The organism is Mesorhizobium sp. M7A.F.Ca.US.005.03.1.1 (assembly GCF_003997975.1).
Taxonomy (GTDB): Bacteria; Pseudomonadota; Alphaproteobacteria; order Rhizobiales; family Rhizobiaceae; genus Mesorhizobium; species Mesorhizobium ciceri.
This window is the reverse complement of sequence record NZ_RZRO01000010.1, coordinates 38,795-60,713: the sequence shown is the minus strand read 5'-3', so window position 1 is coordinate 60,713 and position 21,919 is coordinate 38,795. Positions and strand designations below refer to the sequence as shown.

At 62.7% G+C, this 21,919-nt stretch carries 20 protein-coding genes and 1 riboswitch; of the genes, 8 read left to right on the top strand and 12 right to left on the bottom strand.

The window, feature by feature from the left end; all coding sequences use genetic code 11:
• Window positions 1–215: 215 nt before the first annotated feature.
• The 4 genes from chvE (at window position 216) to araD1 (ending at window position 5,523) form a co-directional block, all read left to right on the top strand.
• Window positions 216–1,286, top strand: a complete 1,071-nt coding sequence (chvE, locus tag EN990_RS07180; RefSeq protein ID WP_024503154.1) for a multiple monosaccharide ABC transporter substrate-binding protein — start codon at window positions 216–218, stop codon at window positions 1,284–1,286.
• A gap of 123 nt (window positions 1,287–1,409) precedes the next feature.
• Window positions 1,410–2,942: a multiple monosaccharide ABC transporter ATP-binding protein gene (mmsA, locus tag EN990_RS07175; protein ID WP_013533633.1), complete on the top strand. Its 1,533-nt coding sequence runs from the start codon at window positions 1,410–1,412 to the stop codon at window positions 2,940–2,942.
• Window positions 2,939–4,225 carry a multiple monosaccharide ABC transporter permease gene (gene mmsB / locus EN990_RS07170; RefSeq protein ID WP_013533634.1) on the top strand — a complete coding sequence of 429 codons (1,287 nt, stop codon included), beginning with the start codon at window positions 2,939–2,941 and terminating at the stop codon, window positions 4,223–4,225. The genes mmsA and mmsB overlap by 4 nt, the downstream gene beginning before the upstream one ends.
• A gap of 305 nt (window positions 4,226–4,530) precedes the next feature.
• Window positions 4,531–5,523, top strand: coding sequence for an AraD1 family protein (gene araD1, locus EN990_RS07160; protein ID WP_013533635.1), 993 nt, complete (start codon window positions 4,531–4,533; stop codon window positions 5,521–5,523).
• 172 nt (window positions 5,524–5,695) lie between these two features.
• Here the strand turns inward: araD1 and EN990_RS07155 are convergent, their stop codons facing one another.
• Window positions 5,696–6,469 carry an ABC transporter substrate-binding protein gene (locus tag EN990_RS07155; protein WP_024503157.1) on the bottom strand — a complete coding sequence of 258 codons (774 nt, stop codon included), beginning with the start codon at window positions 6,467–6,469 and terminating at the stop codon, window positions 5,696–5,698.
• 100 nt (window positions 6,470–6,569) lie between these two features.
• Window positions 6,570–7,664: a 2'-deoxycytidine 5'-triphosphate deaminase gene (locus EN990_RS07150; protein ID WP_127369693.1), complete on the bottom strand. Its 1,095-nt coding sequence runs from the start codon at window positions 7,662–7,664 to the stop codon at window positions 6,570–6,572.
• 74 nt (window positions 7,665–7,738) lie between these two features.
• Window positions 7,739–7,816: riboswitch (SAM riboswitch) on the top strand.
• 57 nt (window positions 7,817–7,873) lie between these two features.
• On the opposite strand from EN990_RS07150, the gene EN990_RS07145 reads away from it, so the two are divergent.
• Window positions 7,874–9,061, top strand: coding sequence for an O-succinylhomoserine sulfhydrylase (locus EN990_RS07145; protein ID WP_127384517.1), 1,188 nt, complete (start codon window positions 7,874–7,876; stop codon window positions 9,059–9,061).
• A 7-nt stretch (window positions 9,062–9,068) separates the two neighbouring features.
• Here EN990_RS07145 and EN990_RS07140 read toward each other — a convergent pair whose 3' ends face one another.
• Window positions 9,069–10,220 carry a ceramide glucosyltransferase gene (locus tag EN990_RS07140; RefSeq protein WP_127384518.1) on the bottom strand — a complete coding sequence of 384 codons (1,152 nt, stop codon included), beginning with the start codon at window positions 10,218–10,220 and terminating at the stop codon, window positions 9,069–9,071.
• 233 nt (window positions 10,221–10,453) lie between these two features.
• On the opposite strand from EN990_RS07140, the gene apaG reads away from it, so the two are divergent.
• Window positions 10,454–10,846 carry a Co2+/Mg2+ efflux protein ApaG gene (gene apaG, locus EN990_RS07135; RefSeq protein WP_013533640.1) on the top strand — a complete coding sequence of 131 codons (393 nt, stop codon included), beginning with the start codon at window positions 10,454–10,456 and terminating at the stop codon, window positions 10,844–10,846.
• 47 nt (window positions 10,847–10,893) lie between these two features.
• Here the strand turns inward: apaG and EN990_RS07130 are convergent, their stop codons facing one another.
• The 3 genes from EN990_RS07130 to EN990_RS07120 all read right to left on the bottom strand — a co-directional run bounded on the left by EN990_RS07130 (window position 10,894) and on the right by EN990_RS07120 (window position 14,164).
• Complete coding sequence (locus tag EN990_RS07130) at window positions 10,894–11,925, bottom strand: Hsp33 family molecular chaperone (protein ID WP_013533641.1); 1,032 nt, start codon at window positions 11,923–11,925, stop codon at window positions 10,894–10,896.
• Window positions 11,926–12,035: 110 nt separating this feature from the next.
• On the bottom strand, window positions 12,036–12,947 hold the full coding sequence (gene argF / locus EN990_RS07125; protein ID WP_013533642.1) for an ornithine carbamoyltransferase: 912 nt from the start codon (window positions 12,945–12,947) through the stop codon (window positions 12,036–12,038).
• 17 nt (window positions 12,948–12,964) lie between these two features.
• Entirely contained in the window at window positions 12,965–14,164 is a 1,200-nt protein-coding gene (locus EN990_RS07120; protein ID WP_063170013.1) for an aspartate aminotransferase family protein, read from the bottom strand.
• A gap of 358 nt (window positions 14,165–14,522) precedes the next feature.
• Here EN990_RS07120 and EN990_RS07115 point away from each other — a divergent pair, with 358 nt between their 5' ends.
• On the top strand, window positions 14,523–15,041 hold the full coding sequence (locus tag EN990_RS07115) for a GcrA family cell cycle regulator (RefSeq protein WP_127365491.1): 519 nt from the start codon (window positions 14,523–14,525) through the stop codon (window positions 15,039–15,041).
• 162 nt (window positions 15,042–15,203) lie between these two features.
• Here EN990_RS07115 and EN990_RS07110 read toward each other — a convergent pair whose 3' ends face one another.
• From EN990_RS07110 to EN990_RS07100, 3 genes are all read right to left on the bottom strand, one after another.
• Entirely contained in the window at window positions 15,204–16,214 is a 1,011-nt protein-coding gene (locus EN990_RS07110) for a magnesium and cobalt transport protein CorA (RefSeq protein ID WP_127370148.1), read from the bottom strand.
• A 90-nt stretch (window positions 16,215–16,304) separates the two neighbouring features.
• A complete protein-coding gene (phoU, locus tag EN990_RS07105; protein WP_013533646.1) occupies window positions 16,305–17,030 on the bottom strand; it encodes a phosphate signaling complex protein PhoU in 726 nt (241 codons plus the stop codon).
• Window positions 17,031–17,142: 112 nt separating this feature from the next.
• Window positions 17,143–18,408, bottom strand: coding sequence for an ATP-binding protein (locus EN990_RS07100; protein ID WP_164753417.1), 1,266 nt, complete (start codon window positions 18,406–18,408; stop codon window positions 17,143–17,145).
• Between the two features lie 121 nt (window positions 18,409–18,529).
• Here EN990_RS07100 and ppk2 point away from each other — a divergent pair, with 121 nt between their 5' ends.
• Window positions 18,530–19,438, top strand: coding sequence for a polyphosphate kinase 2 (gene ppk2 / locus EN990_RS07095; protein WP_013533648.1), 909 nt, complete (start codon window positions 18,530–18,532; stop codon window positions 19,436–19,438).
• Between the two features lie 49 nt (window positions 19,439–19,487).
• On the opposite strand, the gene EN990_RS07090 is transcribed toward ppk2, so the two are convergent.
• From EN990_RS07090 to EN990_RS07080, 3 genes are all read right to left on the bottom strand, one after another.
• Window positions 19,488–20,237 carry an enoyl-CoA hydratase-related protein gene (locus tag EN990_RS07090; RefSeq protein ID WP_013533649.1) on the bottom strand — a complete coding sequence of 250 codons (750 nt, stop codon included), beginning with the start codon at window positions 20,235–20,237 and terminating at the stop codon, window positions 19,488–19,490.
• Between the two features lie 14 nt (window positions 20,238–20,251).
• Window positions 20,252–20,890 carry an acyl-homoserine-lactone synthase gene (locus EN990_RS07085; RefSeq protein WP_013533650.1) on the bottom strand — a complete coding sequence of 213 codons (639 nt, stop codon included), beginning with the start codon at window positions 20,888–20,890 and terminating at the stop codon, window positions 20,252–20,254.
• Between the two features lie 96 nt (window positions 20,891–20,986).
• Window positions 20,987–21,718, bottom strand: coding sequence for a LuxR family transcriptional regulator (locus EN990_RS07080; protein WP_024503165.1), 732 nt, complete (start codon window positions 21,716–21,718; stop codon window positions 20,987–20,989).
• Window positions 21,719–21,919: the final 201 nt, after the last annotated feature.

Below are 21,919 nucleotides of genomic sequence, written 5' to 3'. Positions count from 1 at the left end.
TCGCATTTGACAGTTATGGCAAAGACCCACACCCTCCGCGCGTTCCAAGACGTGACGGTCGCCGACGAGAAAAATCGTATCGATTGAATCAGCGTCGCGGGGCCATGGGAGGATACCGGAGATCGATATGACGGCAGCGGTGCCTTGGCGCTTCTGCACGATTGCGCGGCCCGCGACCCCCGGGGTGCCGCGTCCATCAAACAGGGAGAGTTAAAGTGAAAATCATCAAGACACTGGCCGCCGTCGCGGCCCTTGGCATCGCTGCCATGACCTACTCGGCGCACGCAGCCGACAAGGGTCTCGTCGGCGTGCTGATGCCGACCAAGACCTCGCAGCGCTGGATCAATGACGGCGATGCCGTCAAGTCCCAGCTCGAGGCTCTCGGCTACACCGTCGACCTGCAATACGCGCAGGACGACATCCCCAACCAGCTCAGCCAGCTGGAAAACGAAATCACCAAAGGCCCGAAGGCGCTGATCATCGCCTCGATCGACGGCACCACCCTGTCGGATGCTCTGCAGAAGGCCGCTGACGCGGGCGTCGTCGTCGTCGCCTATGACCGCCTGATCAAGAAGACCGCCAATGTCGACTACTACACCACCTTCGACAATTTCGGCGTCGGCGTGATCCAGGCGAATTCGCTGGTCAAGGGCCTCAAGGAACGCTTCCCGAACACCAAGCCGTGGAACGTCGAACTGTTCGGCGGCTCGCCCGACGACAACAACGCCTTCTTCTTCTACAATGGCGCCATCTCCGTCCTGCAGCCGCTGATCGACGACGGCTCGATCAAGATCAAGTCCGGCCAGACCGGCATGGACAAGGTCGGCACGCTGCGTTGGCTCGCCGCCACCGCCCAGGCGCGCATGGACAATCTGCTGTCGGCCAACTATTCGGACGGCAGCCGCGTCGATGGCGTTCTGTCGCCCTATGACGGCCTGTCGCGCGGCATCACCGCCTCGCTGCGCGCCGTCGGCTACGGCACCGAGGCTCAGCCTTGGCCAATCGTGACCGGTCAGGACGCTGAGACCGCTTCGGTCAAGCTGATCATCTCGGGCGAGCAGTACTCGACCGTGTTCAAGGACACCCGCGAACTGGCCAAGGCCACCGTCCAGCTCGTCGACAAGGTGCTCTCGGGCGGCAAGCCGGACGGCCTCGATGAAAAGACCTACAACAACGACGTCAAGGTCGTTCCCTCGATCCTGCTGACGCCGCATGAAGTCGACAAGTCGAACTACCAGGCGCTGGTCGTCGACTCCGGCTACATCAAGGCCGACGAACTGAAGTAATCCCGGTTACAAAGTCAGGGGGTCCTGCGCAACGCAGGGCCCCTTTTCGTTCACCAGCGAGCCCGGTATTGTCACCGACCTCGCCGGCAATGTTTGCCGAGCTCTCAAGGAGCGGTAGTCCCCATGGCCCCGACGATTTTGGAGATGCGCGACATCACCAAGACGTTTCCCGGCGTGAAGGCGCTGTCGAACGTCAACCTCAGCGTCGAGGAAGGCGAGATCCACGCCGTGGTCGGCGAAAACGGCGCCGGCAAGTCGACGCTGATGAAGGTGCTGTCGGGCGTCTATCCCTCCGGCACCTATGACGGCCAGATCATCTTCCAAGGCCAGGAATGCCAGTTCAAGGGCATCCAGGACAGCGAACACAAGGGTATCGTCATCATCCACCAGGAGCTAGCGCTGGTGCCGATGCTGTCGATCGCCGAAAACATCTTCCTCGGCAACGAGCACGCGAAATTCGGCGTCATCGACTGGGACGCCAACGAGGAGCGCACCAGTGCGCTGTTGAAGAAGGTGGGCCTCAAGGAGGACCCCAAGACGCTGATCACCAATATCGGCGTCGGCAAGCAGCAGCTGGTCGAGATTGCCAAGGCGCTGAGCAAGGAGGTCAAGCTCCTGATCCTCGACGAGCCTACGGCATCGCTCAGCGAAAAGGACAGCCAGGCGCTGCTTGACCTGCTGCTCGAATTCAAGCGGCAAGGCATGACCTCGATCCTGATCTCGCACAAGCTCAACGAGATCAACCGGGTCGCCGACAAGGTGACGGTGATCCGTGACGGGCGCACCATCGAGACGCTGGCCAAGAAGGACATCTCCGAAGACCGCATCATCACCTCGATGGTCGGCCGTTCCCTCGACGACCGCTATCCGCCGCGCGAGCCTGATATCGGCGAGATCGTGTTCGAGGTGAAGAACTGGTCGGTCTATCACCCGCTCCATGCCGAGCGGCAGGTGATCAAGGGTATCGACATCAATGTGCGCAAGGGCGAAGTGGTGGGCATTGCCGGGCTGATGGGCGCCGGCCGCACCGAATTCGCCATGAGCCTGTTCGGCCGCTCCTACGGCCGCCGCATCACAGGCGAGGTGCTGCTCAAGGGCAAGCCGATCGATGTGTCCTCGGTAAGCAAGGCGGTCCAACACGGCATCGCCTACGTCACCGAGGATCGCAAGACCTACGGGCTCAACCTCATCGACCATATCAAGCACAACATCACGCTGGCCAATCTCGGCGGCGTGGCCCGCCACAGCGTGATCGACGACATGCGCGAGCTCGCCGTTGCCAACGACTATCGCAAGAAGACCAATATCCGCGCTTCCAGCGTCTATCAGTTGACCGGCAATCTTTCCGGCGGCAACCAGCAGAAGGTGGTGCTGTCGAAATGGCTGTTCGCCGACCCGGACGTGCTGATCCTCGACGAGCCGACACGCGGCATCGATGTCGGCGCCAAGTACGAAATCTACACGATCATCGCGCGACTCGCCTCGGAGGGTAAGGCGATCGTGGTCATCTCGTCGGAAATGCCGGAATTGCTCGGCATCACCGACCGCATCTACGTCATGAACGAAGGGCGCATCGTGGGCGAAATGCCCGCCGCAGAAGCAAGCCAGGAAAAAATAATGCGCGCCATCGTTCGTGGAGAAGGAAAAGCAGCATGAGCACCGAAAGCGCCCCCGCCCCGCACGGCAATGTCGCCGAAGAGCAGCGTCCACGCATCGCCGTCTCGGCGCTGGCGACGAACCTGCGCGAATACGGCCTGATCATCGCGCTGATCGTCATCATGCTGTTCTTCCAGTTCACCACGTCGGGAACGCTGTTCAAGCCGGTGAACCTGAGCAACCTGGTGCAGCAGAACTCGTTCATCATCGTGATGGCGCTGGGCATGCTGCTGGTGATCGTTTCCGGCTATATCGACCTCAGCGTCGGATCGGTCGCCGGTTTCATCGGCGCGCTGGCGGCAAACATGATGGTCATCTGGCAACTTGGACCGCTCAGCAATCCGCTGGTGGTTTCGATCATCTGCCTCGTCGTGGGCGGCCTGATCGGGGCGGCGCAAGGCTACTGGATCGCCTATCACAGAATACCGAGCTTCATCGTGACACTGGCCGGCATGCTGATCTTCCGCGGCATCTGCCAGGCGCTGCTCGGCGGCGGATCCTCGGTCGGTCCGCTTCCCGACGACTTCAAAATGCTCAGCTCGGGCTTCATCCCGGATGTCATCGGCCCGCTGACGCTGATCCCGCCGACGGTGAACGCGGCCGGCAAGACCATCATGGGCAGCGGCCTGACGCTGCACATGACGACGATCGTGCTGGGCCTGATCGCCGTGCTGGCCTATGCCTATTTCGGGGTGAGGACGCGTCGCAAGCGCGAACGCCATGGCTATGAGGCCGAGCCCTTTGCCCTGTTCGTCGTCAAGACGCTGGTCGCCAGCGCCCTGGCGCTGTTCCTGGTCTATGAGTTCGCCAGCTACAGAGGCCTGCCGGTCGTGCTGCTCGTCATGGGCGTGCTGATCTCGCTGTTCGTCTTCGTCACCAAGCGCATGACCATCGGCCGCCGTATCTACGCCATGGGCGGCAATGCCAAGGCCGCGCAGCTGTCAGGCATCAACACCGAGCGGCTGACGCTGATGGTGTTCATCAATATGGGCGTGCTGTCGGCGCTCGGCGGCCTGATCATCGCGGCGCGACTGGGACAGGCGGTGCCGGCCGCGGGCCTCGGCAGCGAGCTCGACGTCATCGCCGCCGTCTTCATCGGCGGCGCCTCGGCGATGGGCGGCGTCGGTCAGGTCATCGGCGCGGTGGTCGGCGGCTTCATCATGGGCGTGATGAACAACGGCATGTCGATCATGGGCGTCAATGTCGACTGGCAGCAGGTGGTCAAAGGCCTGGTGCTGCTCGGCGCCGTGATCTTCGACGTCTACAACAAGAACAAGGCTTGAACGGACTTAAGAGCAATTCCAGGAAAAGTGTGAAACGGTTTTCCGCCCGGAATTGCGCCAAGACAATGAGTTAGAGCGGTTCGCCGTTTCCGTGAAACGGTGAACTGCTCTGGTCGAGGAAAGCAGGAGGCATACGATCGCGACGCTGCCGGCAACCCGCCGGTAACAGAAGTCCCTGAGGGACCAGGCCCGCGAGCGCAATCCGAACTGAGAATTTAAACCGTGGCATGGACGAGGTCCCGGCCGCGCTGAGCAAGGTTTGCCGTTTTGGCAGCCCTGCCAAGGCAAATGAGAGAGGATTCATCATGCTGATCTCCCAGATCCTTGACGACGCCGAGACCATCCGCGTCGTCGCCCGCAATGGCGGCAAGACCCGGATCATCAATGGCGCCCGCAGCGTCTATTCGCTGGCGATGGAGGCCGCCCGCACCGGCGTCGGCCTCGTCGCGCTGATCGAACGCAAGGGGCTTGGCGAGACGGTCGATCTCGAGGCCGCTTACAAGAAGGGGCGGCTGCTGTCGCCGATCAATCACCCCGATCCGGCGCATCTGCACCTGACCGGCACCGGGCTGACGCATCTCGGCTCCGCCGCGACGCGCGATTCCATGCACAAGAAGCTGAGCGCCGACGGCGAGGAGCAGCTCACCGATTCCATGAAGATGTTCCGCATGGGGCTGGAGGGCGGCAAGCCGGCGAAAGGCCAGATCGGCGTGCAGCCGGAATGGTTCTACAAAGGCAACGGCACGATGGCGGTGGCACCAGGCGCCGCACTCCTGTCACCGGCCTTTGCCAAGGACGCCGGCGAAGAGCCCGAAGTCGCCGGCATCTATGTCATCGGCGACGACGGCGCACCTTTCCGCGTCGGCTTCACGCTGTCGAACGAGTTTTCCGACCACGTCACCGAGCGCGTGAACTATCTGTTCCTCGCGCATTCCAAGCTGCGCAACGCCTCGTTCGGGCCGGAGATCCTGATCGGCGACCTGCCGTCCGACATCCGCGGCACCTCGCGCATCGTGCGCGACAGCGAGGTGCTGTGGGAAAAGCCGTTCCTGTCCGGCGAAGCGAACATGTCGCACACCATCGCCAATCTCGAACATCATCATTTCAAATACGCGGCTTTTCGCCAGCCGGGTGACGTGCATGTGCACATGTTCGGCACGGCGACGCTGTCCTTCGCCGACGGCATCACGACCGAGGCCGGCGATGTCTTCGAGATCGAGGCCGGGGATTTCGGCCTGCCGCTGCGCAACCCGCTCGAGATCGAGCAGCCGGTGAAGGTGGCTGTGAAGGCGCTTTGAGAGCGCGCCTTTTCCTTCTCCCCAAGTGGGAGGTGGATCGGCGCGTTGGCGCCGAGACGGATGAGGGGTGTTCCAGCGGAGTGAAACGTTGGCGTTCCCTGGAACACCCCTCATCCGTCGCCTCCGGCGACACCTTCTCCCATAAGGGGAGAAGGAAAAAGGCGCCTCTGCCTCAATAAATATCGAAGTCGAAATACTTGGCCTGGATCTTCTTGTAGGTGCCGTCGGCAACGATCGCGTCGATGGCCGCGTTGAGCTTGTCGCGCAGGGCCGTGTCGTCCAGGCGCACGGCGATGCCGGCCTGGGTCTCGGTGCCCTTGACGTCGCCGACCAGCTTGCAGCAGCCGTCGCTTGCCTTCTTCAGCCAATCCATCAGCACGAACTTGTCCGAGATCACGGCGTCAAGACGACCGTTGGTCAGGTCGGTGATCGCCTCTTCCTGGGTGGGATAGAGTTTGGCCTCCGCGCCCGCCTTGCCATATTCATTCTGGGCATAGTCGGCCTGCGTGGTCGAAGCCTGGGCACCGACCGTCTTGCCGGCAAGGGCCGCCGGTTCGGTCGAGGTGAGATCGGTGTCCTTCGGCGCCACCAGAGCCAGCGGTGTCGTATAATATTTGTTGGTGAAGGCGACCTGCTTCTTGCGCTCCTCGGTGATGCTCATCGAGGCGATGATGGCGTCGAATTTCTTGGCCTGCAAAGCGGGAATGATGCCGTCCCAGTCCTGGGTAACGATCTCGCATTCGACCTTCATCTGCGCGCACAGCGCATTGGCGATGTCGATGTCGAAGCCTTCGACCTTGCCGTCGGCGGTAATGGTGTTGAACGGCGGATAGGCGCCCTCGGTGCCGATCTTGATTTTCTCCGCCGCCTGCACCGACAGAGAGCCGGCCAGTGTTGCCAGCATGGCAGCGCCCGCCGCCGATATGACCCATTTCGAAAATCGCATTTTCTTGGTTCCCCTTGAACGCCGCCAGCTTGACGGGCGGCAAGGCAGCCAAGCATGGCGAGCCGGTACAGGCAAGTATTTTGCCTTGGGGCAATGAGGGTCAGCGCGCGGCGCGGAAATGCTTGGACAGCTTCAGGCCCTGCGCCTGGTAGTTGGAGCCGAGATCGGTGCCGTAGAGCGCCTGCGGCCGCTTCAGCATATGCTCGTAGACCAGCCGGCCGACGATCTGGCCGTGGTCGAGGATGAACGGCACTTCATGGCTGCGCACTTCCAGCACCGCCCGGCTGCCGGTGCCGCCGGATCCGGAATGGCCGAAGCCCGGATCGAAGAAGCCGGCATAATGGACGCGGAATTCGCCGACCAGCGGATCGAAGGGCGTCATCTCGGCGGCGTAGAGCGGCGGCACATGCACCGCCTCCTGGCTGACGAGGATGTAGAATTCATCGGGGTCGAGCACCAGTTCGCCGGCGCCGCTCTTGTGGATCGGTTCCCAGAAGTCGACGACTTCCTGGGCCGCGCGCTTGTCGACATCGACGAGGCCGGTGTGATGCTTGCCGCGATAGCCGACCAAGCCGCTTTGATCGCCGTTGAGGTCGATCGACAGCGCGATGCCGCCGCCGGAAATGTTCGGCGGCTCGGTGGCGACCAGCATCTGCGTGCGATGCAGGTCGTGCAACTCGGCTTCCGAGAGCAGCGCATTGCCGATGCGGAAACGGATCTGCGACAGGCGCGACCCGGTGCGGACGACGATCGGGAAGGTGCGCGGGCTGACTTCCAGAAAGAGCGGGCCATGATAGCCGGCGGCGATCTTGTCGAACTCGTGGCCGCGATCGGTCATGACGCGGGTGAAGATGTCGAGCCGCCCGGTCGAACTCTTCGGATTGGCCGAGGCTGAAATGTCCGCCGGCAGCGCCAGGCTTTCAAGCAGGGGCACGATGTAGACGCAGCCGGTCTCCAGCACCGCGCCCTCGGCCAGATTGATCTCGTGCAGCTGCAGCCGGTCGAGCTTTTCCGAGACCTTGTGATTGGGGCCGGGCAGGAAGGAGGCGCGCACCCGCCAGGCCTTGTCGCCGAGCCTGAGATCGAGGCTGGCCGGCTGGATCTGGTCGGTGTCGAGCGCACGCGCCGACTTCAGCGCGCCGGACTGGAACAGCGCCGATATGTCCTGGTCGGGAAGAATGCCTGTCTGCCGCAAGGCTCCACTCCTGCTTGGTACAAACCTCTTAATGAAGCCGGCAATTGACGCAAGCGCGGTGCGGGTCTAAAGGGTCGTTATCCCGTGGTGATTTGGCCGGTCGGCTTGCAGCCACGTTAAACAAGTCGCTAAAGGACCGTCGGGCCGCAAGGCCGTATGGACCGGTTGCGACTTTCGCGGCCGGTTTTTTTGTGTCTGGAAGAAAAGCGATGAGCACCAAGAAGCGCAACTGGAAGCCTCAGACGGCACTCGTGCACAGCGGAACGCTGCGTTCCGGTTTCGGCGAAACGTCAGAAGCGATCTATCTCACCCAAGGCTATGTCTACGAAACGGCGCAAGCCGCCGAAGCCCGTTTCAAGGGCGAAGAGCCGGGTTTCATCTATTCGCGCTACGCCAATCCGACCGTCGACATGTTCGAGAAGCGCATGTGCGCGCTGGAAGGTGCCGAAGACGCGCGCGCCACCGCGTCGGGCATGGCCGCGGTGACGGCCGCCCTTCTGTGCAGCGCCAAGGCCGGCGACCATATCGTGGCGGCGCGTGCGCTGTTCGGCTCCTGCCGCTGGGTGGTCGAGACGCTGGCGCCGAGATACGGCATCGAGGCGACGCTGGTCGACGGCACCGACATCGCCAACTGGGAAAAGGCGGTCAAGCCGAACACCAAGCTGTTCTTCCTGGAAAGCCCGACCAATCCGACGCTGGAAGTGGTCGATATCGCCGCTGTCGCTTCGCTTGCCAATTCGATCGGCGCCAGGCTGATCGTCGACAATGTCTTCGCCACGCCCCTGCAGCAGAAGCCCTTGCAGCTCGGCGCCCATATCGTCGTCTATTCGGCGACCAAGCACATAGACGGCCAAGGGCGCTGTCTCGGCGGCGTCATCCTGTCGGACAAGAAGTGGATCGACGAGAACCTGCACGATTATTTCCGCCATACCGGCCCAAGCCTTTCGCCTTTCAACGCCTGGACGCTGCTGAAGGGCCTGGAAACGCTGCCGCTGCGCGTACGCCAGCAGACGGAAAGTGCCGGCCGGATCGCCGATTTTCTGGCCGAACGGCCGGAAATCGCGCGCGTCATCTATCCCGGCCGCGCCGACCATCCGCAGGCCGACATCGTCAAGAAGCAGATGTCGGGCGGCTCGACGCTGATCTGCCTGGACGTCAAGGGCGGCAAGCAGGCGGCCTTCGCCTTGCAGAACGCGCTCGACATCGTCCTGATCTCCAACAATCTCGGTGACGCCAAGAGCCTGATCACCCACCCGGCGACGACGACGCACAAGAATCTCAGCGACGAGGCGCGCGCCGAGCTCGGCATCGGGCCGGGCACGCTCAGGCTGTCGGTTGGCCTGGAGGATGCCGACGATCTGCTCGAGGACATCGCGCAGGCGCTGAAGGCCAGGTAGGAGGCCTTCAGGCGCCGGACGGCGTCTCTTCCAGCTCGGCCGTCTTGGTACCGATGGTCATCGCATTGCCGCGCCAGTCGATGGCGCCGCCGAGCCAACCGCGCGCCCACATCGCCGGCAGGATCAGGTCGCGCGCCATGATCGCGGCGACCATGCGTGGCGACAGGTACCAGCCCTTGGACCAGGCCAGGGCGCACTCCGGAAGATAGAAGGCCGCCAGCACGGCAAGGGCGGTTGCCCAGAGGCTGAAGCCGGCGCTTGCCGCTGCAATCAGCGCAAGCACCAGCGGCACCACGGCGCCGGTCAGGATTTCGGGTGCGAAGAACAGCGGGAAAGTGACGCGGCGCAGGCGCGCCCAACGGGCCTGACGCGACCAGATCTCGTCAAACGAGCGCCGGCCAAGCGGCTGCTCGAAGGGGGCGGCGACGAGATTGACGCGCAGGCCGAGACTGTTCACCAGCTTGGTCGCAGCGGCATCCTCGGCGATCTCGGCGGCCAGCGCGCGGATGCCGCCCTTGGCGTCGAGCATCGGCTTGTTCCAGAGCATGCTCTTGCCCTGGGCAAAGCCGAGGCCGAGCGCCTCACCGGCATATTGCCAGCGCGCCTGCAGCGTGTTGAGGAAAGCGCATTCGACCTCGGCCCAGAAGCCGGCCGGCCGCGAGCCGATCGGCGTCGAGCAGACAAGGCCGGTGCCGGGCCGCCAGGCAGCCATCAGGTGCTGGATGTAGTCCCTCGGCATCAGCACGTTGGAATCGGCCAGGACGACCCAGTCGTGCCGCGCCGCTTCCCAGCCCTTGACGCAATTGTTGAGTTTCGGATTGGCGCTGATGCGGTCGTCGCCGACAAGCAGCCGGGCCGGCACTTTCGGAAACCGGACGATCGTCCTGTTTATCAATTTGACCACCGGATCGTCGGCATGGGCGACGCAGAAAATCAGCTCATAGCGCGGCCAGTCGAGCGAGAAGGCGCGTTCCAGCGTCTCCTGCGTGAACGGCTCGACGCCGCGCGACGGCACGACGATCGACACTGGCCGCGGCTTGCCGGCCGGCGGCGCAATGGTGCGACGCCGTCTCAGACGCGACGCGGCGAGCACGATGCTGGCGAGATTCGAGAGGATGAGGACGGTTGAAAGCGTGGCGGCTATGAGAGTGAGTTGCATCGAGGTCCGGTCACTCCAGGAAAACCGGTCCGCAAGATGGCCGGTTTCAACAGTTCAGCAGAGCGCCCGAGTCGCGCGTCACCAGTCCGCGCACACCATCATTGTCATATGTCACTTAAATGACATTCTTTGTCGGCACCTGCCCGCGAGGCCGGCCAGAGGAGGCTTCGATCGGTTGACCTAACCGCACGGAGCGCCGAAAGTTCCGCTGGAACCGTTTTTTGGAGCCGCTTATGTATAGCGCCGTCACGCGCAACATCGAAGTGCAGGTCAGGCCGTTCTATCTGGAGGACCGTTCGGATCCCTCGGAGAACCGCTATGTCTGGGGCTATCAGATAACGATCGACAATCAGTCGGACGATTTCGTGCAGCTTCTGTCGCGATATTGGCACATCACCGACGGCACCGGCCGGGTCGAGGAAGTGCGCGGCCCCGGCGTGGTCGGCGACCAGCCCGAACTCAATCCCGGCGACAGCTACCAGTACACATCCGGTTGCCCGCTCTCGACACCGTCCGGCATCATGGTCGGGCATTACACGATGCGCAACAAGCGGGGCGAGACGTTCGACATCGCCATTCCGGCGTTTTCGCTGGACTTGCCGGGGACGCGGCGGACGGTGAATTGATTTCGCCTCACCGGCCGCGGAGCGACCGGTGAGGCGTGGTTTCTACTCTACTGGGCCGCGAATTCCGCCGGGTCGAAATCATATTGCTTCGAACAGAATTCGCAGGCGACGTGGATGCCGCCGTCTTCGGTGCTGTCCTTGATCTCCTGGGCGGAAAAACCCTCGAGGATGCCGCGGATCTTGTCCCTGGAGCACGAGCACTGGTCGGCGACCGGAACACCGCCGAAGACGCGCACGCCATGCTCGTGGAACAGCCTGTAGAGCAGCCGCTCGGCGCCGATCGTCGGGTCGATCAGTTCGGTCGGCTCGATGGTGCCGAGCAGAGCCAGCAACTCCTGCCAGGAATTGTCGACCGGATCGTGGATCTCCTCACGCGGATCGCCATCGCCGCCCGGCAGGTCCGGGACGCGCATGCGCTCGGGCGACTGCGGCAGGAACTGCGCCAGGATACCGCCGGCGCGCCATTGCTCGCGGGCGCCGCCGGGACCGGGCGTCAAAAGCTTGGCCACCGACAGCCTGATATCCGTCGGGATCTGCTCCGACTGACGGAAATAGGTGCGTGCCGCGTCTTCCAGGGTCTCGCCATCGAGCTGGACGATACCCTGATAGCGCTGCGTATGGGCGCCCTGGTCGATGGTCAGCGCCAGCACGCCACTGCCGAGCAGCGTCTGCTGGGAGGTTTCGCCCGCCGCGACCAGCGCTTCCAGCCGGTCGGCATCGAAACGCGCATAGGCGCGCAGCGCCGAGGGCGTGGAAAAATCCGCAACCAGCATGTCGACGGGCCCGTCGGTGCGGGTCTGCAGGATGAACTTGCCCTCGAACTTCAGCGAAGTGCCGAGCAGCACGGTCAGCACACAGGCCTCCGCCAGCAGGCGGGCGACCGGCTCGGGATAATCGTGGCGGCTGAGGATGGCGTCCAGCATTGGCCCGAGTTGGACCGTGCGGCCGCGCACGTCGAGAGGGCCGACCTCGAACGGCACGACGTGATCGTCGCCGGCATAGCCGAATTCACCGAGTTTGGGGTGATGTTCAGTCACTTGATAGGTTTCCAACATGACAAAGCTCCAGGGCGCGGCCATGCCGCCCTCCGGGGCGCATGCGTCGAAACGCGCTTGATTTGCGTGATGCGGCGCAAATAGGCATCACACGCCCGCAGATCAAGCTCCCAGGGATCAAGCGCCCAGACACCTCAAGCGCCTAGACACCAGGCAAGCACGGCCTTCTGGGCATGGAGCCGGTTCTCGGCTTCGTCGAAGACCACCGAATGCGGTCCGTCGATAACCTCGTCTGTCACTTCCTCGCCGCGATGCGCCGGCAGGCAATGCATGAACAGCGCGTCCGGCTTGGCTCTCGCCATCAGCTTGGCATTGACCTGGTAGGGCGAGAACACATTGTGGCCGCGGGCGCGATGCTCCTGGCCCATCGACACCCAGCAATCGGTGACGATGCAGTCGGCCTGGTCGACGGCTTCCTCGGGCGAGCGGGTGAAGTGCAGCTTGCCGCCATGCGCCTGCGACCAATCGATATGCTTCTGCGCCGGCTCGCTGCCTTCGGGAACGGCGACGTTGAGGTTGAAGCGGAACCGGGCCGAGGCCTCGAGCAGGGAATGCAGCACATTGTTGCCGTCGCCGGTCCAGGCGATGGTCTTGCCGGCTACCGGACCGCGATGTTCCTCGAAGGTCATGATATCGGCCATCAGCTGGCAGGGATGGGTATCGTCGGTCAGTCCGTTGATCACCGGCACGGTGGCGTTCTCGGTCAATTCCAGCAGCCGCTCATGCGAGGTGGTGCGGATCATGATCGCATCGACATAGCGCGACAGCACCTTGGCGGTGTCGGCGATGGTCTCGGAACGGCCGAGCTGCATCTCGGTGCCGGTCAGCATGATGGTCTCGCCGCCGAGCTGCCGCATGCCGACGTCGAAGGAGACGCGCGTGCGCGTCGACGGCTTGTCGAAGATCATCGCCAGCACCTTGCCTTCGAGCGGTTTGGTGCGCTCGCCGGCCTTGAGCCGCGCCTTTCGCACCACCGCGTCGTCCAGCATCAAGCGCAGGTCGCCTTCGGAAACGGTGGAAAGATCGGTGAAATGGCGAACTGACATCAGCAATGATTCCGGGATTACTTCGCCGCGGCGGAAGCGATCGCCTCCGCCAGGCCCTTGGCGCCGGCGCGGATGCGGTTGAGCGCGTCATGGATCTCGGCGTCGGTGACGGTGAGCGGCGGCAACAGGCGAATGACGTTGTCGCCGGCCGGAACCGTCAACAGGTGCTGGTCGCGCAAGGCCATGTTCACCTTGGTGTTGGGCATGGCGCATTTGAGGCCGAGCATCAGCCCGGCACCCCTGATGTCCTCGATGATTTCGGGAAACTCGTCGGCGACCGACGCCAGACCCTGCTTCATCAGCAGCGCCTTGCGCTGGACATCTTCGAGGAAGCCGTCTTCCAGCACGACATCGAGCACGGCGTTGCCGACCGCCATGGCAAGCGGGTTGCCGCCGAACGTGGTGCCATGCACGCCGGCGGTCATGCCGACCGCCGCTTCATCCGTGGCAAGGCAGGCGCCCATCGGGAAGCCGCCGCCGATACCCTTGGCAATCGCCATGATGTCGGGCGTTACACCCGACCATTCATGTGCGAACAGCTTGCCGGTGCGGCCGATGCCGCACTGGACCTCGTCGTAGATCAACAGCAGGCCGTGCTGCTCGCACAATTGCCTGAGCCGCTTCAGCGACTGCGTCGGCACCGGGCGGATACCGCCCTCGCCCTGCACCGGCTCGATCAGGATCGCGGCCGTCTCCGGCGTGATCGCCTTTTCGGCGGCGTCAATGTCGTCGAAGCCGACCTGGTCGAAACCTTCGACCTTGGGGCCGAAGCCCTCGAGATACTTGTACTGGCCGCCAGCCGCGATGGTCGCCAGCGTGCGGCCATGGAAGGCGCCTTCGAAGGTGATGATGCGGAAGCGCTCGGGATGGCCTTTGACGAAATGGTAGCGCCGCGCCGTCTTGATCGCGCATTCCAGCGCCTCGGCGCCGGAATTGGTGAAGAACACCTTGTCGGCGAAGGTGGCGTCGGCCAGCCGTTCGCCAAGCCGGCTCTGCCCGGGGATCTCGTAGAGGTTGGAGACATGCCACAGCTTGGCTGCCTGCTCGGTGAGTGCGGCGACCAGGTGCGGGTGGCTGTGGCCCAGCGAATTGACGGCGATGCCGCCGGCGAAATCGAGATATCGCTCGCCCTTGTCGGTAATCAGCCATGTGCCTTCCCCGTGGTCGAAGGCCAGGGGTGCGCGAGCAAAGGTCTCGTAAAGCGCCGAACCGCTCATTATATGCGTCTCCGGTACCGGAAAATCAAAAAAGCCGCCAAAGCGGCGGCCTGTGCGGCTTATCCTGTTTTTCGGCCATGAAGTCAACGAAAACGTCGCGTAGTGGCGCGCGGCAAGCCCCCCGACGGGACGCCGGCTCATAAGCGACCGGGCAAGTTGGGGAAAACCGAAAAAACCGATTCGTGTTGCACTTGGGACTCTTGTCACCGAGTCAGCGCATAGAGTAGTTGTAGTCGAGAAATAACTAGATTTCGTGCGGCGGACCTAATCACCAGATATATGTGGTGTCTGCCCTGGCAAATGTTGCCGGGTCGGGAGAAGGATTCCGATTGCCGCACGCTTAGAGGAGCGCGGTCTCATGAACTGGACTGACGAGCGGGTAGAACTCTTGAGAAAACTGTGGTCGGAGGGTCTGAGCGCAAGCCAGATTGCTGCGCAGCTTGGAGGGGTCAGCCGCAATGCGGTCATCGGGAAGGTGCATCGGCTGAAACTGTCGGGCCGCGGTCGCTCGACCGCCACGCCGGCACGCCAGAAGAAGGCAGCGCAAGGATCGACCGTCCAGAAATCGGTATCACGCGCCGTAACCACGGCACGCCATGTCACGACATCGGTCGGCGCCACTGCTTTGCAGACGCAGTTCGACGCCGAACCCGTGGCACGCCATTACATCCGCCCGGTCGAAAATGTCGTGCTGCCGATCTCGCGGCATCTGCAGCTGGTCGAGCTGACCGAGCGGACCTGCAAATGGCCGAACGGCGATCCGCTTTCAGAGGACTTCCATTTCTGCGGCAACGATGCCGCCGAAACCGGTCCCTACTGCAAGTACCACGCCCGCGTGGCATTCCAGCCGGCATCGGAGCGGCGGCGGAGCAGGTAGATAAGGGAATAGGGGAGTAAGGCAGTAGGGCAGTATGTGCGCGGAAAGTCGCGCTCACGAAATGCCACCCTACTGCCCTACTGCCCTACTGCCCTACTGCCCTACTGCCCTACTGCCCTACTGCCCTACTGCCCTACTGCCCTACTGCCCTACTGCCCTACTTCACAACCAGCCATTCTTCCTGAACCGCCAATACAGAAACGCGCAGATCAGCGCGATCGTGGCCAGAACCACCGGATAGCCGTATTCCATCTTCAGTTCCGGCATGTCGCTGAAGTTCATGCCGTAAATGCCGGCGAGCGCCGTCGGCACCGCCAGGATTGCGGCCCAGGAGGCGAGCTTCTTGGTGTTGGCCGTTTCCTGACTCTGGCCGACCAGCAAGCTCGCCTCGAAAGCAAATGCCAGCACCTCGCGCAGGCTGTCGATCTTCTCCTGAACGGTGCGGATGTGATCGGTGACGTCGCGGAACAGCGGATACATGGCGGTGTGGATCTGCGGCAGCTCGGCGCTGGTCAGCCTTCGGCAGACTTCGACCAGCGGAAGCGCGGCATTGCGCAGGCGCAGGAGATCGCGGCGCAGCATATAGAGCCGCTCTATGTCGGGAGCGGTCATCGGCTTCAGCAGAACCTTGTCCTCGATCGCCTCGACCTCGTCCTCGATCTGCTCGAGCACCGGCATGTAATTGTCGACGATGAAATCGAGGATGGCATAGAGGACGAAATCCTCGCCCTTGGCCAGCGAGTGCGGGCAGCTTTCCCAGTGCTGACGAACGGCGGCATAGGACGTCGAGGGACCGTGCCTGACGCTGACTATGTAGCCTGAGCCGACGAACAAATGGGTCTCGCCGAAGGTGACCCGGCCCTCGATCAGCTGCGCGGTGCGGGCGACGATGAACAAGGCGTCGCCATATTGCTCGATCTTCGGCCGCTGGTGCGGGTGCTCGGCATCCTCGATCGCCAGCTCATGCAGGTGAAACTGCGCCTGGACGCGCAGCAACAGGTTACGGTCGGGCTCCAACAGGCCGATCCAGACGACGTGACCGGATTTTTTTGCCCATTCGCCGGCTTCCTCGATGGGAATGTCGGCGATGCGGCGCCCCGCGGTGTAAACGCCGCAAGCGATAATGCCGGATATCGGCGCAGGCGCCGGGGTCAGGTTCCGAACATTTTCCATCACGACCTCCCGGAGCAAATCCACGGACGAGGATAGAGGCAAAGCCCGGAAAGCTTATCGTAAATCGGGTGACGGTTCGAGAGGCGGCGTTCACTTCACCGGCTGCGTCTCGGAAAGGCTGATTTTGTCGGTCTTGTCGCCCTTGGGCCGCTCAGCCGGCAACTGATCACCGGTGACGATGTAGTAGATGGTCTCGGCTATGTTGGTGGCGTGATCACCGATACGCTCGATGTTCTTGGCGCAAAACAGCAGATGCGTGCAGGGCGTGATGTTGCGCGGATCTTCCATCATGTAGGTCAGCAATTCGCGAAACAGCGATGTGTACATGGCGTCGATCTGGTCGTCACGATCGCGCACGAAGCCGATTTTCTCCACCGAACGGGACGCGTAGACGTCGAGCACTTCCTTGAGCTGGGTCAATGCCAGGTTGGACAGAGCCTCGAGGCCGCGGAACAGGCTGGTCGGCTGGCGTCCGTCGGTGACGGCGACCACCCGCTTGGCAACGTTCTTGGCGAGATCGCCAACCCGTTCGAGGTCGGCGGAGATGCGGATGGTCCCGACGATCTCGCGCAAATCCGCCGCCATCGGCTGACGCTTGGCAATGATGATGATCGCCTTGTCGTCGATTTCGCGCTGGCCCTCGTCCAGTACGGTATCGTCGCGGATGACCTTCTGGGCAAGGCCCGGGTCGGCATTGACGAGAGCGGTGACCGCCTGTTCGACCATGCGCTCGGCATGGCCACCCATCGCGGCGATGCGCTTCGACAGATATTTCAACTCCTCGTCATAAGCGCTGACGATGTGCACGGACTGCATGGCAAATGCCTTCCCACGGGGTGTTTTGATTTTGAGTCGTTTCCTCGAATCCCCGCTGATACGCTAGCCGGATGACAGAAAAAAGAAACAGTGCCCTTGAATTAGGGCGATATCAGTGCGCCGGCAAATGAACCGAGAATGCCGCGCCGTTGCCGACTTCGGACTTGATCGAAAGCCGGGCGTTGTGGCGCGTCAGGATATGCTTGACGATCGACAGGCCGAGGCCGGTGCCTTTCTGGGTCCGGCTGGTCTCGACATCGACGCGGTAGAAGCGCTCGGTAATGCGCGGAATGTGCTCCTCGGGAATGCCAGGGCCAAAGTCCCTGATCGTGACGTCGATGCCCGGCTCTGATCCGGCCTCGCTATGCGCTATGGATACAACCACGCGCCCACCCGACTGCCCATATTTGCAGGCGTTTTCCAAGAGGTTCTCGAAAACCTGGAAAAGCTCATCGCGATCGCCAGGCACATGAAGCGGTCCATCGGCGTAGCGCCGCTCGATGGCAACGGCGTTTTCGCTGGCCAGCGGTCCGAGCGAGTCGATGACGCTGTCGACGGTCTGACGCAGGTCCACCTCGGTTCCCGGCTTCAGATAGGGTTTCATCTCGAGCCGCGACAGCGACAACAAATCGTCGATCAGACGCGCCATGCGGCCGGTCTGGCTCTGCATGATCTGCAGAAACTGGTCGCGCGCCGCCGCGTCGTTGCGGGCTGGTCCGCGCAGCGTTTCGATAAAGCCGGCGATGGAAGCAAGCGGGGTGCGCAGTTCGTGGCTGGCATTGGCGATGAAGTCGGCGCGCATGCGGTCGATCCTGCGCGTTTCGCTCTGGTCCTTGAACACCAGCACATAGAGATCGGTGGCATGACCGACCGAGGACACGCTCACCCGGTAAGCCCGTTCGACCGGCAGCTTCTCCATGTAGTCGACGACATCGGAGGCGACATCGCCCGATAGCACGCCATCCAGCAGAGCCTGCATTTCCGGCGCCCGGAATTTCAGCGACAGCGACATGCCTGGCGCGATGCCGCCGAAAGCGGCGAAGGCGGCGGCGTTGGCATGGACGATGGTGGCAGCCCGGTCGAAGATGATGAGCGGATCGGCGACGGCGGCGGCCAGATATTCACCCGAGAGCCGCTGCAGGCCGATGGCCTCGATGGCAGCGCCGCTGCCGGTGGATTGGCGCGCGCCGCCGGCCGGCAGTATTGCCGCTGCAAATAGCAACAGCAGCGCCGCGAGGACGATATAGGCTGAAATCCCGGCCAAGGCATAAACGGCGACGACCGCGACGACGCCGGCCGCAAGCAGCCAGCGGCTGTTCCACAGCCGTGCGGCCATGGTTTGCGCGATGCCTCTCTGCTCTGTGTCCAGGTCAGCCATCTGCCCGCGGGCCCGCACCCCATGCCTTCGCACCCGGTCCACGGTGGCGGAAAAACTTCCACTAGACCGTTCCGGAGGCTCCCCATAGCATGAGTCCCGAAGCTGGAAAGGGTTCGTCTCGATGAAAAAAGCCAAGGAAAGTCCCGCCGCGCCAACTTCGGGGCCGCTGAAGATCAGGATCGGCGGCAAGGAGCGGGAGTTCGATATCGAAAACCCCGTGCTTCCCGACTGGGTCGAGGACAACAAGCTGACTGCCGGCGGCTATCCCTACGACAAGAAGATGAAAAGCGATGAGTATGACGAAACGCTCGAGAAGCTGCAGATCGAGTTGGTCAAGGCGCAGGCCTGGCTGCAGTCGACCGGCAAACGGGTGATGGCGCTGTTCGAGGGCCGCGACGCCGCCGGCAAGGGCGGCACGATCTTCGTGGTGCGCCAGTACCTCAATCCGCGCACCGCACGCAACGTGGCGCTGACCAAACCGACCCCGACCGAACTGGGGCAATGGTACTACCAGCGCTATGTCGACCATTTCCCGACTTCAGGCGAATTCGTCACCTTCGACCGCTCCTGGTACAATCGCGCCGGCGTCGAGCCGGTGATGGGTTTCTGCACGCCGCAGCAGCACGAGCAGTTTCTCGACGAGACGCCGCATTTCGAGCGGATGATCTCCAACGAGGGGATTCACTTCTTCAAATTCTGGCTGAACATCGGCCGGGAAACGCAGCTCGAGCGCTTCCACGACCGCCGCTACAGCCCGCTGAAGAGCTGGAAGTTTTCGCCCATCGACGTTGCAGGCATCACCAAGTGGGACGACTACACCAAGGTGCGCGACACAATGTTCGAGCGCACCCACAAGGAATTCGCGCCGTGGATCATCGTACGGGCCAATGACAAACGGCGCGCGCGGCTGGCGGTCATGCGGCGCATCCTGTCGTCTCTGCCCTATGAGGGGCGCGATCTCGAAATCATCGGCAAGGAAGACAAGAAGATCATCGGCGAAGGGCCGTCATTCCTGGGAAAACAGGATTGACGCTTTTTTGCGTCGCGCGGCAAGGAACCGCGCGACGCAATCATGATGCTTAAGCCGCCAGCCTGGCGATACGCTGCAATCGCCGCAGCGTCGTATCATCCTGCAGCGCCTGCTGGAAAAGCGAGATCTCCTGATCGATGCGGTCGCAGAGGGCCTCGGTGTTCCCCTTCAGCAGGCCGCGCGTCTGCAGCAGGGCGGCGACCGGCTTCTTGACGAGCTGTCTTGCCCGACCAAGGGCCGCCTCCTCGACGGTGCCTCCCGGCACGATCTCCGCGACCAGGCCGAGCGCCCTGGCATCTTCGGCGCGAAGCGTGTCGCCGAGGCAGAAGAAGCGGAAGGCACCGGCGTAGCCGAGCTTCTGCGGCGCCAGGATGCTGGTCGCCGCATCCGGCACCAGGCCGAAATCGACGAACGGCACCCTGAACGTGCTCTCATCGGACGCGATCACCATGTCGCAATGGAACAGGATGGTGCAGCCGACACCGACGGCATCGCCATCGACGCAGGCAAGGATGGGCTTTGGAAACGTCGCCAGCGTGCGGAACAGGTCGGTGACGGCGGCGATCAGTTTCTGGTGCTTGGTGGCGTCGAGGAATTCGGAGAAGTCGCCGCCCAGACAGAAACAGCCTGCCAGGCCGCGCAAGACGACGACGCGAACCTCCTCATTGTCGGCTGCTTCATGGAAGGTCCTTGCCAGGCTTTCATAGGCCCTCCTGTCCAGCACCGGCCGGCCGTCACTCGACGACACGGTGACCACCAGCGTGTGGTTGCGAAGTTCAGGTTGCGGATGTGTGCTCATGACTGTCTCCGATCTCATGACGCACGCCTTTGCCCGAGCATGTCGGGATATCCCCTGGCCAGCACGGGAGCAAAATGATTGCGGCGCGACCGCACCACATCGAGTGTGTGCTCGTTGAAGGTCAGCAAGGTGGCGACCACCTGCTGGTTGCCATAGGTGCGCTGATAGCCAAGCGGGGTCGCCAGGAAATGCAGTTGCAAGGCGCGCAGCACCCACATCGGCTCGAACTCGATGATCACCTTGTCGACGCCGCGCTTCAGCCCCCACTCGACGAAACCGGCAATCAGTTCGGTGCCGACGGTCGAAACGCCGCGACGACCATCGCGAAAACCGGGAGCCACCGCATAGCGGGTCAATTCCCAGATGTTTGGACCCGACGGCGGCGTTCCTTCGGAAAGATCGGTCAAGACCTCGGTCAGCAGATGTGGCCGCGTCGTCGGCAACATCCTCTGATAACCCGCCACTTCACCGCCCCTGATGACGATCTGATGGACCGCCTCGTCGTGATCGAACTGGTCGAGTTCGAGCCCATCGGGGCGCCTGAGGTCATCCCACCCCATCTCCTCGACGAATATCTTGTAGCGCAAACGATGGACGGCCTCCCAAAGGTCGGGACGTTCCATCAATTCCTGGGTTGTAAGGGAAAAAAGCATTCCGCCGTCTCCTGCGTTCAGAGGAAGATACGGCCGTGCTTTGATGAGAAAATTGCGTGATCGCGTAGGCAAGGATTTCAGGTCGGCACGGCCGACCTAACTAATGTAGCCGCGCCGTATCGCTTCCGCGACGGCCTGCACCCTGTTGACGGCACCTAGTTTGCTTTTGGCGTTAAGAAGATGTTTCTCCGAGGTGTGTTCGGAAATGCCGAGGATTTGCGAAATCTCCCATTCGGACTTGCCGACGGCGGCCCATTGCAGGCATTCGCGCTCGCGCGGCGTCAGCACGATATGATCGATGGTCTTGTTCGCCATGGTGTGGAGTTGCATGGCGCGGCCAACCGCGTAGGTCGAGACCAGCGACACCTGGCCGAATTCGGCGGCGGACAATTCCACGGCCTCGCCGCCCAGCGACACCATGACGATCTGGCCGTCGAGCGTGATCAGCGGAAAGGCCAACCCATCGCGCAGTTTGAAGGCGCCGGCATCGCCCATCACCTCGCCGCTGCTCTTGTCTATGCGGATGCCTTGGGACGCTTCGTGCCACTGGAAGGGCGCCTGCAACTGTTTCATATGGCTGACGACCGGGTCATGATCGACATAGTTGCGCGCGACATAGCGCTCCAGCCACTCGCCAGGCCAATCGCAGAGAAGCACATGCTGCTTTTGCTGGCCGGCCGGCGTGCCTGGCTGCGGGACGGTTCCCGCCATCAGTGCGGTGAGACCGAAATCCGATGTTATGCCCAGCAGCCTTTCGCAGACCGCCGCCGCCGTTGCGGCGTGCTGCAGTTGGTCTATGTATTCCAGCGTGCGATCGAACTGACCCATCGCAACATCAACCCCATGTTGCCTTGTGCATTGCGGCCAATGATGCGTGCCTGATCTACACTTCGCCACCGACCACGGATTGCAAATCGCATACTTATTTTGTGGCTCCCTCTCATCGAGGCGACCGAAGCTGATTTGCAAACCGGCTAAATCATATCCTGAAATCGGCGTGTTGAAATCAAAAACCATTGTGCCTGTACC

Bases quoted from the DNA above. Each gene is read 5' to 3' on its own strand.
- EN990_RS07080 (WP_024503165.1), bottom strand. From the start codon at position 21,718: ATGGGTCAGTTCGATCGCACGCTGGAATACATAGACCAACTGCAGCAC.
- EN990_RS07100 (WP_164753417.1), bottom strand. From the start codon at position 18,408: ATGGCTGACCTGGACACAGAGCAGAGAGGCATCGCGCAAACCATGGCC.
- ppk2 (WP_013533648.1), top strand. From the start codon at position 18,530: ATGAAAAAAGCCAAGGAAAGTCCCGCCGCGCCAACTTCGGGGCCGCTG.
- EN990_RS07130 (WP_013533641.1), bottom strand. From the start codon at position 11,925: ATGGCCGCGCCCTGGAGCTTTGTCATGTTGGAAACCTATCAAGTGACT.
- EN990_RS07120 (WP_063170013.1), bottom strand. From the start codon at position 14,164: ATGAGCGGTTCGGCGCTTTACGAGACCTTTGCTCGCGCACCCCTGGCC.
- mmsA (WP_013533633.1), top strand. From the start codon at position 1,410: ATGGCCCCGACGATTTTGGAGATGCGCGACATCACCAAGACGTTTCCC.
- phoU (WP_013533646.1), bottom strand. From the start codon at position 17,030: ATGCAGTCCGTGCACATCGTCAGCGCTTATGACGAGGAGTTGAAATAT.
- EN990_RS07085 (WP_013533650.1), bottom strand. From the start codon at position 20,890: ATGCTTTTTTCCCTTACAACCCAGGAATTGATGGAACGTCCCGACCTT.
- EN990_RS07110 (WP_127370148.1), bottom strand. From the start codon at position 16,214: ATGGAAAATGTTCGGAACCTGACCCCGGCGCCTGCGCCGATATCCGGC.
- araD1 (WP_013533635.1), top strand. From the start codon at position 4,531: ATGCTGATCTCCCAGATCCTTGACGACGCCGAGACCATCCGCGTCGTC.
- argF (WP_013533642.1), bottom strand. From the start codon at position 12,947: ATGTCAGTTCGCCATTTCACCGATCTTTCCACCGTTTCCGAAGGCGAC.
- mmsB (WP_013533634.1), top strand. From the start codon at position 2,939: ATGAGCACCGAAAGCGCCCCCGCCCCGCACGGCAATGTCGCCGAAGAG.
- EN990_RS07155 (WP_024503157.1), bottom strand. From the start codon at position 6,469: ATGCGATTTTCGAAATGGGTCATATCGGCGGCGGGCGCTGCCATGCTG.
- EN990_RS07090 (WP_013533649.1), bottom strand. From the start codon at position 20,237: ATGAGCACACATCCGCAACCTGAACTTCGCAACCACACGCTGGTGGTC.
- apaG (WP_013533640.1), top strand. From the start codon at position 10,454: ATGTATAGCGCCGTCACGCGCAACATCGAAGTGCAGGTCAGGCCGTTC.
- EN990_RS07140 (WP_127384518.1), bottom strand. From the start codon at position 10,220: ATGCAACTCACTCTCATAGCCGCCACGCTTTCAACCGTCCTCATCCTC.
- EN990_RS07115 (WP_127365491.1), top strand. From the start codon at position 14,523: ATGAACTGGACTGACGAGCGGGTAGAACTCTTGAGAAAACTGTGGTCG.
- EN990_RS07145 (WP_127384517.1), top strand. From the start codon at position 7,874: ATGAGCACCAAGAAGCGCAACTGGAAGCCTCAGACGGCACTCGTGCAC.